Here is a 16,256-nt window from a genome sequence, read left to right on the forward strand (position 1 = left end):
TCTTGCTGGTTCGCCGATGATGCTTCGTCCGGGACTCGGGACGACGATGGTCCCGTAACTCCCCCGCACGGATCGGACCCGCCTGTGAAACACCGTCTGTCCCGCCAGCACGTGGTCGACATGTGCCGGACGATGCTCGACCGCGGCTATCTCAAGGCGACCGAGGGCAACGTCTCGGTCCGGATCCCGGGTCACCGGCTCTATGCCGTGACGCCGAGCAACTACGACTACGACAAGATGCGGGTGGAGGACATCTGCATCGTCGACTTCGACGGCAAGCACGTGCCCGACCCCGGTGGCGCCGGCGGCCTGGTCCCGTCGATCGAGTGCGGCATGCACGCCAACGTCTACCGCGAGCGGCCGGACGTGAATGCGATCGTCCACACCCACCAGCCGTATGCGTCGGCCCTCGCCTTCCTGCGCAAGCCGATCCCGGCGCTCACCGACGAGCAGGTCCGCTTCCTCGGCAAGCAGGTGGCGATCATCGACTACGCGCCCTCCGGCACCGGCTTCCTGGCGAAGAACGTGCAGAAGAAGGTGGCCGGCGGCGACAACGCGTTCATCATCGCCAACCACGGCGTGGTGGCGCTGGGCACCGACCCGGACCGCGCGGTGTTCAACATGGCGCTGCTGGAGAAGGTGTCGATCGCCTACCTGATGGCGCTCACCTCGGAGGCCGGCAAGGTCTACACGATTCCGGACACGATCCGGGAGATCGCCTTCAGCAAGCTGAAGAAGGACGAGAAGCGGATCGCGGCGCAGATCACCGAGGCGGTCGAGCCGGTCCGGGTGCCGGAGGACGAGGAGCTGCCGTCCGCCGAGACCGAGGCCCCCGAGCAGTTCGAGACGTCCGCGGACCTCGGCTACTCGATCAGTGAGTATCTCGACGTCGACGACACCCTGCGCCGACTGAAGGCTCTCGTGGCCCAGCCGATGCGCGGGCTGCGCCACGACGCCCTGCTCGACACGCTGAACTACTTCGAGACCAAGTGCACCGCCAGCAAGGAGATCACCGAGCGGGCCAAGAAGCGGATCCCCGGCGGCGTCCAGCACAACCTGGCGTTCAACTACCCGTTCCCGCTGGCGGTCGACAAGGCCGAGGGCGCCTACCTGACCGACCGCGACGGCAACGTCTACATCGACTTCCTCCAGGCCGGCGGCCCGACCATCCTGGGCAGCAACTACGCCCCGGTCAACGAGCGGGTGGCCGAGGTGATCCGCGAGTCCGGCCCGGTCACCGGCCTCTTCCACGAGTACGAGCTGAAGCTCGCCGACATCATCCACCAGTACATGCCGCACATCGAGATGTACCGGTCGCTGGGCTCCGGCACCGAGGCGGTCATGGCGGCGGTGCGCGCGGCCCGGGCGTACACCAAGAAGAAGATGGTCATCAAGGTCGGCGGCGCCTACCACGGCTGGTCCGACACGATGGTCTACGGCCTGCGCGTCCCCGGCTCGTTCCGGATGAACGCCAAGGGCATCCCGTGGGGCGCCACCGGCCGCACCCGGGAGGCGTTCCCGCACGACCTGGGCCTGCTCAAGCGCAAGCTGATCGAGAACAGGCTGCGCGGCGGCACCGCCGCGGTCGTGGTGGAGCCGCTCGGCCCGGAGTCCGGCACCCGCCCGGTCCCGAAGGGCTACAACGCCGCCGTCCGCAAGCTGTGCGACGAGTTCGGCGCGCTGCTGATCTTCGACGAGGTGGTCACCGGCTTCCGGACCGGCCTGGGCGGCGCCGCCGGCTACTTCGGCGTGACGCCCGACCTGACCGTCCTGGGCAAGGCCGTCTCCGGCGGCTACCCGATGGCCGGCGGGGTCGGTGGCCGGGCCGACGTCATGGCGGTCTTCGGCTCCGGGCTGGACGGCAAGCACGGCGCCCACATCCAGGTCGGCGGCACCCTCTCGGCGAACCCGCTGTCCTGCGCGGCCGGCTACTTCGCCATTCAGGAGATGGCCCGCACCAACGCGCCGGTGATCGCCGGCAGGGCCGGTGACCGGCTGACCCGGGGCCTGCAGCGCCTGATCGACAAGTACGGTCTGCCGTACGTGGCCTACAACCAGGGTTCGATCGTGCACCTGCAGTCCAGCGGCGTGCTGATGCTGGACATGCGCAACCCGGTCAAGCTGTTCAAGGAGAACAAGGGCCGCAAGCAGGTGATGGAGCAGATGGGCGCGGCCTACGCCGCCCACGGCATCATCACGCTGGCCGGCTCGCGGATGTACACGTCGATGGCCGACACCGACGAGGTCATCGACGATGCGCTCGCCCGGTTCGACCAGGTCTTCGCGCTGGTCGAGGGAGTGTAGGTGGCCATTCCGCCGCAGATCCTGGCGATCGACCTCGGGACCTCGGGGATGAAGGCCGCACTCGTCGCGGCCGACGGGACGGTGACCGGCTGGGCCGAGCGGCCGGTCCCGCTGGTCGTCCTGCCCGGCGGCGGCGCCGAGCAGGACCCGGTCGCCTGGTGGGACGCCCTCGCCGAGGTGGTCGCCGACCTGGGCCGCGATCTCCCGGATCATCTGCGCGCGGTGACCACCATCTGCTCGTCGACGCAGGGCGAGGGCACCATCGCGGTGGACGCGGCCGGGGAGCCGCTCACCCGGTGCATCAGCTGGCTCGACATGCGCGGGGCCACCCACCTGCGGCGGCAGTTCGGCGGGTTTCCGGCGGTCGACGGCATCTCGGTGCGCCGGATCGCCCGCTGGCTGCGGCTCACCGGCGGCATGCCGTCGGTGACCGGCAAGGACCCGGCCGCCCACATGCTGCTGATCCGCGACGACATGCCGGATGTGTATGCGAGGACGAAGACCTTCCTCAACGTCCTCGACTGGATCAACCTGAAGCTCACCGGCCGCACGGTGGCGACCGTCGACTCGATCCTCACCTCTTGGGTCACCGACAACCGGAAGGCCCCCGCCATCCGGTACGCCCCCGCGCTGGTCGCCGCCAGCGGGATCGACGCGGACAAGTTCCCGCCGATCGTGGCATGCACCGAGGTGATCGGCACGCTATCCCCCCTGGCTGCCGATCACCTCGGCCTCCCCCGATCGGTGCGGGTCGTGGCGGGCGCCATCGACAACACGGCCGCCGCCATCGGGGCGGGCACCATCCGGGACAACGAACCCCACCTCTACCTGGGCACGTCGTCCTGGATCGCCGCGCACGTCCCGCGAAAGAAGACCGACGTGCTCACCGGCATCGCGTCGATCCCGTGCGCCATCCCGGACCGCTACCTGATGACCGCGCTCCAGGCGACCGCCGGCGCCAACCTCACCTGGCTGCGCGACAAGATCGTGGAGTACGACGACCCGATCGTCAGCGCCGGCCACGTGAGCCGTGACGAGGGCACCATCTTCGACGCCTTCGACAAGATCATCCCGACGGTCCCAGCCGGCGCGAACGGCGTCCTCTACACCCCCTGGCTGTACGGCGAACGCGCGCCGGTCGACGACCCGAACCTGCGCGCCGCGTTCCTCAACATCTCCCTCGACACCACCCGCTCCGACCTGCTGCGGGCCGTCTTCGAGGGCGTCGCGCTGAACACCCGGTGGCTGGCCAAGGCCGTCGACCGGTTCCTCGGCGCGCCGGTGGAGTCGATGGTCATCACCGGCGGCGCGGCCCGCTCCGGCTCGTGGTGCCAGATCTTCGCCGACGTGCTCGGCCACGAGATCCGCCGGGACGCCAACCCGGTGACCGTGAACGCCCGGGGCGCCGGCTGGATCGGCGCGGTCGGCGCCGGGATGATCGGGTTCGACGACATTCCGGCGCTGAGCCGCAACGATCACGTCTTCACTCCCGGGCCGGATCACGCCCGCTACGGCGAGATCTACGACATCTACCAGGAGCTGCACAAACGCCTCGCGCCGGTGTACCGGCGGCTCAACCGCCCGGCCGGCTGACCTCCGGAGTGACGGCCCGCCGCCACGGGCCGTCACTCCGGTCAACAACGCCACGGGTCACCGACGGGTCACGGGTAGGAGGTGGGCGGCGGGCCACTGGGCGGCGGGCCACCATAGGGCGGGCCACTGGGCGGTGGGCCACCGGCCGACGGCGCCTGCGGGCCGGGCGGGGTGATCGCCGCGTCCAGGCCGTCCAGGATCTCCTCGATCTGCGGCCGCAGGACGCGCCAGTCACGGCCCGAGGCGAGCGCCTCGTTCTCCGCGTCGACGGCCGCCGTGAGATCGCGCAACAGCACCGCGATCCCGGTGGCCCGGGCCTGGCGGGCGGCGTCCGAGGGCTGGGTGGACAGCCGGCCCCAGCCATTGATCAGCGCGGCCAGGTCGCCGCGGACCCGCGGCCAGGTGTTCGCCCGCTGGACCGGATCGGCGGAGGCCAGCACGGGCGTCAGCCGCGCCTCGGTGACCATGCGGGTCTCGGCGGACAGGGTGCCCGCCTCGGCGTCCCAGGTCGCCGTCCGCCGGGAGCGGCTGATCAGCAGGACCGCGGCCAGTCCGGCGAACAGCAGGAACAGCAGGATCCAGCCCCAGACGCCACCGGAGTCGTCCTCCGCGGCGATCGGCACCACCTCGGCCGACGACGAGGTGGCCGCCGGCGCCGGTGTGGTGGCCTCCGGGGTCGGCGTGGTGGTCTTGGGCGGCACCACGGTCACCGTCACCTCCACCTTGGTGGTGGACGGCTTCTCCGGTGTCTTCTCAGGTTCCTGCGGCTGCTGGCCGGTCCGGGTCGGTTCCGGTTCGCCGGTCGGTTCCGGTTTCTCGGTGGTCCTGGTCGGTTCCGGCTTCTCGGTACGGGTCCTGGTCGGTTCCGGCGTATCTGCGGGCTCCTCGTCGGCGGTGCGCTCGATCGACGGCAGGGTGGACGGCAACGTCCGGTTCTCCCCCTCGCCGCCGCACGCCGCCGTCGCCAGCAGACAGAGAAGCACGGCCGTCACGGCGGCCGGCCGGTATGCCCGTTGCATCATGTCCACTCCCCAGTTCGGACTTCCGGTCAGGCGACGATCCGCATCTCGCGGCTGGTGTTGTTGAAGCGGCGGCCACCGTTCCCGGTGACCGTGACGATGTCCTCGATCCGTACGCCGAACCGGCCGGGCAGGTAGATCCCCGGCTCGATGGAGAAGCACATTCCGGGTACGAGCGGCCGCGTCTCACCCTCGATCAGGTACGGCGGCTCGTGGGTGGTCAGGCCGATGCCGTGGCCGGTGCGGTGGATGAACTGCGGCCCGTACCCGGCGTCCTCGATCACCGTGCGGGCCACCCGGTCGATGTCCTCGCAGGTCGCACCGGGACGGACGGCCTCGAAGGCGGTCTGCTGGGCGTGCCGCACCACGTCGTGGATCTCGCGTTCCACATCGGTCGGCTCGCCGACGTGCACGGTACGGGTGGTGTCCGAGCCGTACCCGTCCTTGAGCCCGCCGAAGTCCAGGACCACCATGTCGCCCTCGACGATCACCCGGTCGCCCATCTCGTGGTGCGGGTCGGCGCCGTTCGGGCCGGACCCGACGACGGTGAAGTCGACCTGGCTGTGGCCGTGTTCGCGGAGCAGCCCGGCCAGTTCGGTGCCGACCGCGTGCTCGGTCCGGCCGGCGAACCGGGCCGCGACGATCTCCTCGTACGCGGCGTCGGCGGCCGCCCCGGCGCCGGCCAGCCGTTCGATCTCGTCGGCGTCCTTGACGGCCCGCAGCATCGGCAGGGTTCCGGTCATCGACGTGAACCACGATGCCGGCAGCTCGCGTTGCAGGGCCAGCAGGTGCAGGGCCCAGGCCGAGTCGGAGATGGCGTAGCGGCCGTCGGCGGCGAGCAGCCGGGCGGCGGCCGCGTACGGGTCGGCGCCGTCACGCCAGTCGCTGATCGTCACCGCGCCCACGCCCGGGGCCGCCTCGGCGTCGGCGCGTTCCAGGGTGGGGACGATCAGGCACGGCTCGTGGTCACGGTCGAGCACCAGCATGGTGATCCGCTCGGTGATGGCGGTGGGCCGGTAGCCGGTGAGGTACACGAGATCCGGGCCCGGCGTGACCAGCAGGCCGGTGAGCCCGGCGTCGGTGGCCTGGGCGACCGCCCGTTCCATCCGGGCGGTGAAGTCCTTCGTGGTGAACGGTCGTGGCGTCATGCCGGGGCACCTCCGGAGGCCGCGACCGGGCGGGTCGGGATCGTGTGGCTGGTCGCGGCCGCAGCGGCGGCCAGTTGCACGGCGCCCGCCGGGTCACCCCGGTGCCGTCCCATCAGGACGGCGAGCGCGACACCGGCCGCCGACAGCAGCGTCAGCAGCAGGGCCGCACCGGCGAGGCCGGCGGCCAGGGCGTCGCCGGCCGGTTCCCCGGCGGTGGCGTGCGAGTCGCTCACCGCGGTGAAGACCGTGGAGGCCGCCGCCACCGCGAGCGAGCCGCCGACGTACCGGGCCATGTTGGAGATGCCGGAGGCCTGGCCGACCTCGTCGGCCGAGACCGCCGAGGTGGAGGCCGACGAGGCCGGCCCGTTGGCGAAGCCGAGGCCGACCGACAGGACCATCAGCGGGATCACGAAGGTCGCGTAGCTCCAGTCCGCGGTCACCAGGATCATGACGCCGGCGCCGGCCACCGCCAGGGCGAAGCCGAGGGCGACCGCCTGCCGCGGTCCGATCTTCACGGCCAGCGGGGTGATCAACGGCGTCACCGCGATCATGGCGGCCGCCGCCGGCAGGGTGGCCAGACCCGCCTCCAGGGCCGTCATCCCGAATCCGGCCGGGTCCTGGAAGTAGAGGCTGAGCAGGTACATCAGCGCGTTGATGATGCCGGCCACGAGCAGGATGGCGAGGGTCGACCCGATCAGCACCCGATTGCGGAGCAGCCGCAGGTCGACGAGCGGGGCGGTGGCCCGGCGCTCGGCGGCGACGAAGCCCGCTCCGCCGAGGACCGACAGCACCAGGCAGCCGATCGTGGGAGCGGACGCCCAGCCCCAGCCGCCGCCCTCGCTGAGCGCCAGCACCAGCGGCACCAGAGCGACCGCGACCAGGACGGTGCCGAGCACGTCGATCGAGCGCGGCCGGTCCGGGTCGCGTGATTCGGCGACCGCAGCCAGGGTGACCGGGATGCAGGCCGCGGCGATCGCCGCGTCGATCCAGAACAGTCCCTGCCAGCCGGTCGTGCCGACCAGGACCCCGCCGACGAGGGGGCCGACGGCCGCGCCGACGGCCGACGCCGCACCCCACAGGGTGATGGCCTTCAGCTGCCCGGTGCCGGACGATCCGACCGACAGCAGGCTCATTCCGCAGGCGAGGATGGTGGAGCCGGCGGCGCCCTGGATCATCCGGCCGCCGATCACCCCGGCCGCTCCGCTGGACAGGGCGATCAGGGCGCAGGAGAGCACGAAGAGGACCAGGCCGCCGAGGAAGATCCGGCGGCGGCCGAAGACGTCGCCGAGCGCGCCGGAGGTGACGATGACGGCGGCACCGACCAGCATGTAGCCGGTGACGGCCCACTGGAGCACGTCGATCGGGGCGCCGACGTCCTCGCTGATCGCCGGCAGCAGGATCGTGACGGCGGAGGTGTTCGCGTTCACCACCAGCGCGGACACGCACGCGGCGAACAGGACTCCGCGCCCCGCCGCCCGTCCGGCGCCGGCTGCCGGGGCGTCGTGACCTGTCGTGGACATCTAGGTCCCTTCGGATGGGCGCCACGTGATGCCGCCAATCTCCCGTCCGGGTGCACCGCCCGGCATCGCTCGCGCCGGATGAATTTGATCCCGCAGCGCTACGACCGGTGCGCCTCCACGTCTACCTTCTGCGCATGAGCGACTCGACGATCTTCGACCGCGAGTTGCAGCGGTTCCTGCTGTTGCTGGGCAGCGCGCTCACCGCGGCCGGCGAGGCGGTCAACGAGATCGAGGAGCGTCTGCTGCGGGTGGCGGTGGCCTACGGCGCGGTCCAGGCCCGGTTCGTCGTGCTTCCCACATATGTCGTCATGTCGCTGGAGCCGGGCTACCCGGCGACGCTGGAGCCGACCCGGGCGCTGAGCCGCGGGCTGCGCCTGGACCAGACCGCGGCTGTCTACGAGGTGCTGCGCGAGGCCGAGCAGGGCCTGATCTCACCGGCCGAGGGCAGCCTCCGGATCCGGGAGATCGCGCGGATGCGGCCCCGGTTCGGCCCGGCCGTGCAGATTCTCGGGTACGCCGTGCTGACCGCCGGAATCTGCCTGATCCTCCAGCCGACCTGGATCGACCTGGTGTTGTCCGCGACCTTCGGCGTGCTGGTGAGTGTTTTCAAGCAGATCGCGGCCCGCTGGACCAGCCTGCGCATGATCATGCCGGTGACGGCCGCTTTCGTGGTGGCGGCGCTGAGCTTCCTGATCGCCGGAGGCGGCTGGGCGGACGCCGATCTGCGGTCCATGGTGGCGCCGCTGGCCACCTACCTGCCCGGCGCCATCCTGACCATGGCGGTAGTCGAGGTGTCGGCGGGCGAGATGGTGACCGGCGCCAGCCGCCTGGTGACCGGCATCCTGCAACTGCTGCTGCTCGCCTTCGGGATCATCGGCGCCGCCCAAGCGGTCGGCCTGCCCCGCGCCGAGGAGCTGGTGAGCGCGCCGCAGAACTCGATCGGCGCATGGGCGCCCTGGCTCGGCGCGCTGGTCGTCGCCGTCGGCAACTACCTGGTGCACTCCGGCCCACCCGGTTCGCTGGGCTGGCTCTGCCTGGTGCTCTACTCCGGGTGGATCGCCCAGTACTTCGGCGGCCTGGTGTTCGGCGGCTACCTGAGCGGCTTCCTCGGCGCGCTGCTGCTGACCGTCGTGGCGTACCTGGTGGAACGGGCCCCGTCCGGGCCCCCGGCGCTGGTCTCGTTCCTGCCCGGCTTCTGGCTGCTGGTGCCGGGCGCGCTGAGCCTGATCGGCCTCACCGAGTACCTGAGCCAGGACTCGGTGCACGGCGTCTCGGACCTGATCCGCGCGCTCGGCTCGATGCTGGCCATCGCCCTCGGGGTGCTCTGTGGTCATCCGATCTATCGCGGGCTCGCCCGGGCGCTGGCCATCCGGAATCTGAGGCAGGAGCTGGCGTGACGGCGCCGCGAACCGTTCCCCAGGGGTGAGGTGAGGACCGGCCGTTCCGGCCGATGATCCGCGGAAACCCCTCGATCGGAGGCAGCGTTGAGTGCGATGGACGTGCCCGCCACGGAGCCGGTGGGCGACAAGGGTGCGAAGCCGGGGACGGCCCGCACCATCCAATACATCTCCTGGGTCGCTCTGGCGCTGATGACCACGAGCTCCGTGGCCAGCCTGCGTCCGTCGCCCACGATGGCCGTCTACGGGCTGGCCAGCATCTTCCTCTACATCGTGCCGGCGATCGTCTTTCTGCTGCCGACCGCGCTGGTCTCGGCGGAGCTGGCCTCCGGCTGGGAGGGCGGCGTCTACAAGTGGGTCAGCGAGGGCATCAACAAGCCGGCCGGGTTCCTGGCGGTGTGGTGCCAGTTCGCCATGACGATCTTCTACTACCCGAGCCTGCTCGGGTTCGTGGCGAGCACGCTGGCGTACGTCATCAATCCGGACCTGGCCTCCAGCGGCGTCTGGACCGCGATCGTCATCATGGTCTGCTACTGGACCGGCGTGTGGGTCTCGTCCCGCGGCACCGGCGGCGTGGCCGGCCTGGCCAGCGGCGGCCTGATCATCGGCACCCTGATCCCCGGGGCGCTGCTGGTGATCCTCGGCATCGCGTTCCTCGGCCAGGGCAACGAGTCGGCCGCGCCGATGACCGCCGACAACCTGATCCCGGCCTGGGCCGGGCTGTCCAGCCTGGTGCTGATCGTGAACAACTTCCTGTCGTACTCCGGCATGGAGATGAACGCGGTGCACGTCGGCTCGCTGAAGCAGCCGGGCCGGGAGTTCCCGAAGGCGATGTTCCTGTCCATGGGCCTGGTCCTGCTGATCTTCATCCTGCCCGCGCTGGCGATCAGCTGGATCGTGCCAGCCGAGCAGCTGTCGCTGACCGCCGGCGTGATGCAGGCGTTCGACCACGTGTTCGCCGCCTTCGACTCGCAGTGGCTCACCCCGATCCTCGGCGTCATGCTGGTCGCCGCCTCGCTCGGCGGCATGCTCACCTGGCTGGCCGGCCCGTCCAAGGGCCTGCTGCTGATCTCCAAGCAGGAGGGCTACCTGCCGCCGTTCCTGCAGCGGCTGAACAAGCACGGCGTGCAGCAGAACATCCTGGTCACCCAGGGTCTGATCACCACGGTCATCGCGCTGGCCTACGCGTTCATCCCGGACGTCTCCAGCGCGTACTGGATCTTCTCGGTGATCACCACGCAGGTCTACCTGATCATGTACCTGCTGATGTTCGTAGCCGCCGTCCGGCTGCGCCGCAGCCACCCGGAGCACCCCCGCGGCTACCGCGCCCCGATGCTCACCGGCCTCTGCGGCGTCGGCTTCGCCGCCTCGCTGGCCGCCCTGCTCATCGGTTTCGTCCCGCCGTCGCAGTTCGGCTCCGGCAGCGTCGGCGTCTACCTGGCCGTCGTCGCCGGCGGCGCGCTCGGCCTCGGCCTGCTCGTCCCGTTCCTCTTCTACCGGCTGCGCAAACCCTCCTGGAAGGAAGTCTCCGCATGATCAAGCAACACAAGGCGCTGACCGTCTCCGTCGTGGTGCTCGTCGTCCTGGCCGGGTTCGGGCTGATCAACCGCTACCGGCGGCGGGAGTTCCGGGCATGATGCGGGACACCAGGGTGGTCGCCTGGATCTCCATCGGGGTGCTCGTGGTGATGGCCGGGATCGGCGTGCTCAGCCACGCCGGCGCCAAGCAGGGCGCGGCGGCCCAGGAGAAGGCGGACCAGCTCGTCGCCGAGCTCACCGCGGCCGGGCTGCGGGCGCCGGCCACCGACCAGATCGTCCAGGTGCTCGGCGACGACGGCGGCGCGGTCTGCCTCGACCCGGGCGACGCGCTGCGCCGCGGAATCCTCTACGGCCAGCTCACCAACGGCGCGGCCGGCCCGGGACAGCGGCCGGTGATCGCCGGCAACAACGTCGTCCAGGGCCAGCTCATCATCATGAAGGTCTACTGCCCCGGCCACCTGGAGGAGTTCCAGGAGATCGTCGACGACCTCAAGCTCGCGGAGGTGGACACGTGAGGGAGAGGATCGATTCCCTGATGGGGCGGGCCCGCATCGACCTCGGGGAGCTGGTCGCCATCCCGTCGGTGGCCGACCCACGCCAGTACCCGCCGGAGGAGTGCCTGCGCGCGGCGAACTGGGTGGTCGACCGCTTCGCCGAGGCCGGCTTCACCGGCCTCGGCCTGCACGAGACCAGCGACGGCAGCAGAGCGGTCTTCGGGGTACGCCCGGCCGCCGACCCGAACGCGCCGACGGTCCTGCTGTACGCCCACTACGACGTGCAGCCCCCGCTGGACGAGGCGGCCTGGCACACCCCGCCGTTCGAGCTGACCGAGTCCGGCGGCCGCTGGTACGGCCGGGGCGCCGCCGACTGCAAGGGCAACATCGTCATGCATCTGACCGCGCTGCGGGCGCTCGGCGACGACATCGGGGTCAACCTGAAACTGATCGTCGAGGGTTCCGAGGAGCAGGGCACCGGCGGCCTGGAGGACTTCGTGGTCCGCAATCCGGAGCTGCTGCGCGCCGACGCCATCCTGGTCTGCGACACCGGCAACGCGGCGGTCGGGGTGCCGGCCGCCACGGTGACGCTGCGCGGCCTGGCGAACGTGGTGGTGAGCGTGGAGGCGCTGGCCGGGGAGCTGCACTCGGGCATGTTCGGCGGCCCCGCCCCGGACGCGCTCGCGGCGCTCGTCCACATCCTGGCCACGTTGCGCGACGCCGACGGCAACACCACGGTCACCGGGCTGGACAACGGCCAGACGTGGAGCGGGGCGCCGTACCCGGCGGAGCAGTTCCGCTCGGACGCGCGCCTGGTCGAGGGCGCGTCGCTGCTCGGCGACGGCACGGTCTCGGACATGGTCTGGGCCCGGCCGGCGGTCACCGTGCTCGGTATCGACTGCCCGCCCGTGGTGGGCTCGGCGGCGGCCATCCAGCCGCACGCCCGGGCCCGGCTCAACCTGCGGGTGCCACCCGGCACGGACGCCGTCAAGGCGCAGGACGCGCTGGTCGCGCACCTGCAGGCGGCCGCGCCGTGGGGGGTTCGGGTGACGGTCGAGCGGGAGGCGCTGGGGCAGCCGTTCGAGGCCCGGTCCGGCGGTCCGGCCTACCGGGCGCTGGCCGCGGCGATGCGGGAGGCGTACGGCCGGGAGATGGCGTACCTGGGGCAGGGCGGGTCGATCCCGCTGTGCAACGTGTTCGCCGAGACCTACCCGGAGGCCGAGGTCGTCCTGATGGGGGTGGAGGAGCCGCTCGCCCTGATCCACGCCCCGAACGAGAGCGTCGACCCGGGTGAGATCGCCCGGCTGGCCCACGCCGAGGCGCTGTTCCTGAGCGGTTATCGCAAGTAGACGAGCAAGCAGTCGGGCCGGGTGCGATGCGCACCCGGCCCGCTGTGCGTTCTCAGGCCGCGGCCCGGGAGGAGCGCAGCCCCGCGATCGCGCCGACGACCAGGCAGATGCCGGCGAAGACCAGGGTGGTCGCGCCGATCAGCAGGAAGGTGGCCAGACTCAGGCCGGGCCAGACCAGGATGGCGATCGCGGCGAGCAGCACGAACACGCCGAGCGCGATCCGCCAGCCGCCGCCCGGCTCGTGCCGGCCGAACGTCACCACGATCTCGCCGAGGCCGTCCAGGATCCAGCCGATCGCGATGATCAGCAGCAGCAGGCTCAGCGAGCCGGTGGGGTTCCGCACGCAGAGCACACCGACCAGGGTGACCAGCACGCCGAAGGCGCCGGCCAGGACCCGTTGCAGCGCCGGGGCCTCCCGGGCGATGATCGCCAGGACCGTCCGGGACACCCCCATCACCAGCAGGTTCAGCCCGAACAGGAAGGCGACCACCCGCAGGGTGGCCTCCGGCCAGGCGAACGCGACAACGCCGATCACCGCCACCACGATGCCTACGATCAGCCGTAGCCAGTAGCTCATCACGATCCTCCTCACTCGTCTCGGGCACGGCTGCCGTCGCCGTTGTCCCAGTTGCGGGGCCGCCAGTTCTCGACCACCTTGGCTACCGCGGTGACCAGGAACAACGAACCGGTCAGCGCCTCCACGACGGCGATCGTGCGGGCCGGATCGGTGGCCGGGACCAGGTCGCCGTATCCGGTGGTGGTCATGGTCACGAAGCTGAAGAACAACGAGTCGGACATGCCCGGTTCGCCGTCGTCGCCGAACAGCGGCCCCGGCTGGATGACGGCCAGGCACTGGTACGCGAACCCGAACGCCATCCCGATCAGCAGATAGGCGGCCAGCGCCCCCAGCAGGGTCTGCTTGTCGACACCGCGCTGGGAGCCGAGATGCCGCACGATCGCGAACGGGGCCAGCAGATAGAGGGCGCTGGCCGCCAGGAACGTCCAGCCGAACAACGGTGAGTCGTGGGACACCACCAGATTGAGCAGCGCCGCGGCCAGGGCCAGCAGGAACACCCCGGCCGCCGCGTATCGCATGCCGCTGCGGGCCCAGGAGACCCGCAGCGCCTGCCAGACGGTGATGGTCTGCACGAGCAGCAGCGCGGCCAACTGCCAGCGGTCCCGGACGAGCAGCGCCAGCACGTAGGTGCTGATGATCAGAAGCAGCACCAGTCCGTAGCCGGTCCGTGGCCGGAACCAGATCATAGTGGCCGTTCCGGCTCCTCGGACGCCGGCAGCCGCCGCACCTCGATGAGGCGCAGCCCGAGTCCGTGGATCCGGGAGATCAGCCCCACCACGGCGGATTGATCCGGCAGCGAGCCGTGCAGCACCGTCTCGGGCGGTTCCACGCTCACCGTCAGATCCTGCAGCTCTGTAAGAAGTTCATCGGGAATCACCCCGGAAACCCTGACCTGATATGTCGGCTCAGGCATCGTCCCTCCTTCTCCAACCCCTCCGGACCAGCCTGTCGGTCCGCCCGGCCGGGCGCGTCATTCCTCACGGATGACGGTCACGGTCAGGCGGCGGTCTCCGACTCCGATCCGCGGACCCGGGCGTGGAAGAGTCCGAGCTTGAACAACCGCTCCAGGCGCCGCACCGTGAACGGGTGCGACATCGGCAGCTGGGCCAGCTCGACCCAGAAACCGCGCAGCGACTGACCCTGACGGACCAGCTCGTCCAGGTCGGTGGTGTGCTCGGTGTGCCGGCCGGAGGCGAGCAGCACCAGGCCGGACGCGCCGGACGGGCACAGGTGGGCGCCGTGCCGGTCGCACGAGTACTCCCGCAGCCGCGACAGCGTCGGCCCGAGCACCGGGATGCGTTCCGAGTAGGCGACCGACAGCTGGTACCAGAGGCCGACGTGGTGCAGCCGGATGTGGCCCAGCTCGTGGCCGAGGATGAACCGCAGCCCGTCCCGGTTGTTCTCGTACAGGTTCACGAACAGCTCGTTGGCGAGCACCACGTAGTCGTGGCCGGTGGCCTGGGCGGCGAAGGCGTTCAGGGTGCCGTTGCCGTTGGCCAGGAACAGCTGCGGCCGGCGGCGCAATCCGAGCTTTCGGGCGAAATCGTCCATCGTCTCGTAGAGGCTGCCGTATTGTTTGGGCGAGAGCTGGACCGCGGTGCCGCGGATCGACGCCCGCTGCGTCTCACGGATCACGATGAGCGCCGGGACGAAGAGCAACAGTCCGATGAAGGCGGATCGGACGGTCACCGCCCAGCCGCTGTCCTGGAGTCGTTCGGGTAGAAGCGGCAGCGTGATCGCCGCCTGCACGATGGCCCAGATGATGATGATGTTCAGCACCACCATGAAGACGTAGAACGGCAGTTCGGCGGGATGCCGAAGCCTGGGGGGTACGGCGCCCTGCCGTGATGACGTCGACACTGAGGTCCTCCTGTCCTGTGTCCTGCTGTTCATCCCGATTGACCGGTGACGATCCACCGCGCTGGCACGCCCCGCCTCATCCCGCCGGAATGAGGACCGGCGACCGCGCCACGGCGACGCTTCGGAACAGACCCGTACGCGAAGGGAGTTCCGCCATGTCATCGACCCGGCGCAATCTCGCTCGGCTCGCCTTCTGCGCCGCCACGGCGGCCGTGGTCCTGCTGCTCGCCGTCGCCGGCCTGCGCGCCAGCCTCAACCTGATCCTGGCCGCCGTCCTCGGCAGCGCCGTCGGCCTGTCCGCGGCCTGGTGGTTCCTCACCCATCGCGGCGTGCAGCGGTGGCTGGCCGGCGTGGTGGTGGTGCTGGCCCCGCTCACCGTCACCGTCTTCTACGCCCAGCAGCGGCTGCTCTGGGTGGTGATCCTGTTCGGTGCGCTGTGGGCGGCGGCGGTCGCGGCCGGGCGGCGGGCGCTGGCCGAGCCGGGTGACGGTCCGGAGGAGTTCGAGACACCGGCGCCGCGTCACCCGTACCTGATCATGAATCCTCGCTCGGGTGGCGGGAAGGTGGGGCGTTTCCGCCTGGCCGAACGGGCCCGCGAACTCGGCGCGCGCGTGCATGTCATCGATGAACCGAACGCGGACGTCGCGGAACTGGCCCGGCAGGCGCTGCGCGACGGCGCGGACCTGCTCGGCGTCGCCGGCGGCGACGGCACCCAGGCGCTGGTCGCCGGGATCGCGGCCGAGCACGGCGTGCCGTTCCTGGTGATCTCGGCGGGCACCCGCAACCACTTCGCGCTGGATCTGGGCCTGGACCGGGAGGACCCGTCGACCTGCCTGGACGCGCTCACCGACGGGGTGGAGGTGCACATCGACCTGGGCCGCATCGGCGACCGGACGTTCGTCAACAACGCCTCGTTCGGGGCCTACGCCACCGTGGTGCAGAGTCCCGCCTACCGCGACGACAAGGTCGGCACCACCCTGGACCTGCTGCCGGAGACGCTGGCCGGGCAGAACGGCCCGCAACTGGAGCTGCGCGTCGACGGGGTGACCGTCACCGGGCCGCAGGCGGTGCTGGTCAGCAACAACCCCTACGCCACCGCCGACATCGCCGGTCTGGGCCACCGCCCCCGGCTCGACCAGGGCGCCCTCGGGGTCCTGGCGGTCACCGTACGCGGCACGGCCGACGCGGCCCGCCTGGTCGGCGGCCGCGGCCGGTCCCGGTCGGTGCTGATCCGGACGAGCACCACGGCGGTGGTGGAGGCGGCCGCGCCCGAGGTGCCGGTCGGCGTCGACGGCGAGTCGATCCTGATGCCCACGCCGGTGGTCTGCGAGATCCGGCCGACCGCGCTGCGCGTCCGGGTGCCCCGCCGCCGGCCCGGGGTCCCGCCGATGCTGCCCGAGATGGACTGGACACGACTGCGGCGGCTGGCCTGGACCAGCCGCCGCTAGACCCCGCGC

General features: G+C 71.2%; 14 protein-coding genes. 7 read left to right on the forward strand and 7 right to left on the reverse strand.

Annotation, left to right across the window (positions count from 1 at the left end; all coding sequences use genetic code 11):
* Positions 1 to 84: 84 nt before the first annotated feature.
* The gene (locus tag IEZ13_RS17460) at positions 85 to 2,304 is read left to right on the forward strand and encodes an aminotransferase class III-fold pyridoxal phosphate-dependent enzyme (RefSeq protein ID WP_183218733.1); all 2,220 of its coding nucleotides are present in this window, start codon (positions 85 to 87) and stop codon (positions 2,302 to 2,304) included.
* On the forward strand, positions 2,305 to 3,897 hold the full coding sequence (locus tag IEZ13_RS17465; RefSeq protein WP_183218734.1) for a xylulokinase: 1,593 nt from the start codon (positions 2,305 to 2,307) through the stop codon (positions 3,895 to 3,897). It begins immediately after the preceding gene.
* A gap of 68 nt (positions 3,898 to 3,965) precedes the next feature.
* Here IEZ13_RS17465 and IEZ13_RS17470 read toward each other — a convergent pair whose 3' ends face one another.
* The 3 genes from IEZ13_RS17470 to IEZ13_RS17480 are packed head-to-tail and all read right to left on the reverse strand — an operon-like array spanning position 3,966 to position 7,584.
* A complete protein-coding gene (locus IEZ13_RS17470; RefSeq protein WP_183218735.1) occupies positions 3,966 to 4,919 on the reverse strand; it encodes a hypothetical protein in 954 nt (317 codons plus the stop codon).
* Between the two features lie 26 nt (positions 4,920 to 4,945).
* On the reverse strand, positions 4,946 to 6,064 hold the full coding sequence (locus IEZ13_RS17475) for an aminopeptidase P family protein (RefSeq protein ID WP_183218736.1): 1,119 nt from the start codon (positions 6,062 to 6,064) through the stop codon (positions 4,946 to 4,948).
* Positions 6,061 to 7,584: an MFS transporter gene (locus tag IEZ13_RS17480; RefSeq protein ID WP_183218737.1), complete on the reverse strand. Its 1,524-nt coding sequence runs from the start codon at positions 7,582 to 7,584 to the stop codon at positions 6,061 to 6,063. Before IEZ13_RS17480 ends, IEZ13_RS17475 begins: the two co-directional genes overlap by 4 nt.
* 134 nt (positions 7,585 to 7,718) lie before the next feature.
* Between IEZ13_RS17480 and IEZ13_RS17485 the strand changes: the two genes are divergently transcribed.
* The 4 genes from IEZ13_RS17485 to IEZ13_RS17500 all read left to right on the forward strand — a co-directional run bounded on the left by IEZ13_RS17485 (position 7,719) and on the right by IEZ13_RS17500 (position 12,362).
* The gene (locus IEZ13_RS17485) at positions 7,719 to 8,981 is read left to right on the forward strand and encodes a threonine/serine exporter family protein (RefSeq protein WP_183218738.1); all 1,263 of its coding nucleotides are present in this window, start codon (positions 7,719 to 7,721) and stop codon (positions 8,979 to 8,981) included.
* 96 nt (positions 8,982 to 9,077) lie between these two features.
* Positions 9,078 to 10,517 carry a glutamate/gamma-aminobutyrate antiporter GadC gene (gene gadC, locus IEZ13_RS17490; protein WP_229794753.1) on the forward strand — a complete coding sequence of 480 codons (1,440 nt, stop codon included), beginning with the start codon at positions 9,078 to 9,080 and terminating at the stop codon, positions 10,515 to 10,517.
* Positions 10,518 to 10,614: 97 nt separating this feature from the next.
* Positions 10,615 to 11,034, forward strand: a complete 420-nt coding sequence (locus tag IEZ13_RS17495; protein WP_183218739.1) for a hypothetical protein — start codon at positions 10,615 to 10,617, stop codon at positions 11,032 to 11,034.
* Positions 11,031 to 12,362: a dipeptidase gene (locus tag IEZ13_RS17500; RefSeq protein WP_229794754.1), complete on the forward strand. Its 1,332-nt coding sequence runs from the start codon at positions 11,031 to 11,033 to the stop codon at positions 12,360 to 12,362. Before IEZ13_RS17495 ends, IEZ13_RS17500 begins: the two co-directional genes overlap by 4 nt.
* 52 nt (positions 12,363 to 12,414) lie before the next feature.
* Here the strand turns inward: IEZ13_RS17500 and IEZ13_RS17505 are convergent, their stop codons facing one another.
* The 4 genes from IEZ13_RS17505 to IEZ13_RS17520 form a co-directional block, all read right to left on the reverse strand.
* On the reverse strand, positions 12,415 to 12,939 hold the full coding sequence (locus IEZ13_RS17505) for a DUF308 domain-containing protein (protein ID WP_183218740.1): 525 nt from the start codon (positions 12,937 to 12,939) through the stop codon (positions 12,415 to 12,417).
* A gap of 11 nt (positions 12,940 to 12,950) precedes the next feature.
* Positions 12,951 to 13,625 carry a potassium channel family protein gene (locus tag IEZ13_RS17510; protein ID WP_183218741.1) on the reverse strand — a complete coding sequence of 225 codons (675 nt, stop codon included), beginning with the start codon at positions 13,623 to 13,625 and terminating at the stop codon, positions 12,951 to 12,953.
* Entirely contained in the window at positions 13,622 to 13,774 is a 153-nt protein-coding gene (locus IEZ13_RS17515) for a hypothetical protein (protein ID WP_229794755.1), read from the reverse strand. The genes IEZ13_RS17510 and IEZ13_RS17515 overlap by 4 nt, the downstream gene beginning before the upstream one ends.
* Before the next feature lie 161 nt (positions 13,775 to 13,935).
* On the reverse strand, positions 13,936 to 14,799 hold the full coding sequence (locus IEZ13_RS17520; RefSeq protein WP_229794756.1) for a M48 family metallopeptidase: 864 nt from the start codon (positions 14,797 to 14,799) through the stop codon (positions 13,936 to 13,938).
* A gap of 155 nt (positions 14,800 to 14,954) precedes the next feature.
* On the opposite strand from IEZ13_RS17520, the gene IEZ13_RS17525 reads away from it, so the two are divergent.
* Positions 14,955 to 16,247, forward strand: coding sequence for a diacylglycerol/lipid kinase family protein (locus IEZ13_RS17525; RefSeq protein WP_183218744.1), 1,293 nt, complete (start codon positions 14,955 to 14,957; stop codon positions 16,245 to 16,247).
* The last annotated feature ends 9 nt before the right edge of the window (positions 16,248 to 16,256 follow it).

Source organism: Actinoplanes campanulatus, from assembly GCF_014647795.1.
Lineage (GTDB): Bacteria > Actinomycetota > Actinomycetes > Mycobacteriales > Micromonosporaceae > Actinoplanes > Actinoplanes campanulatus.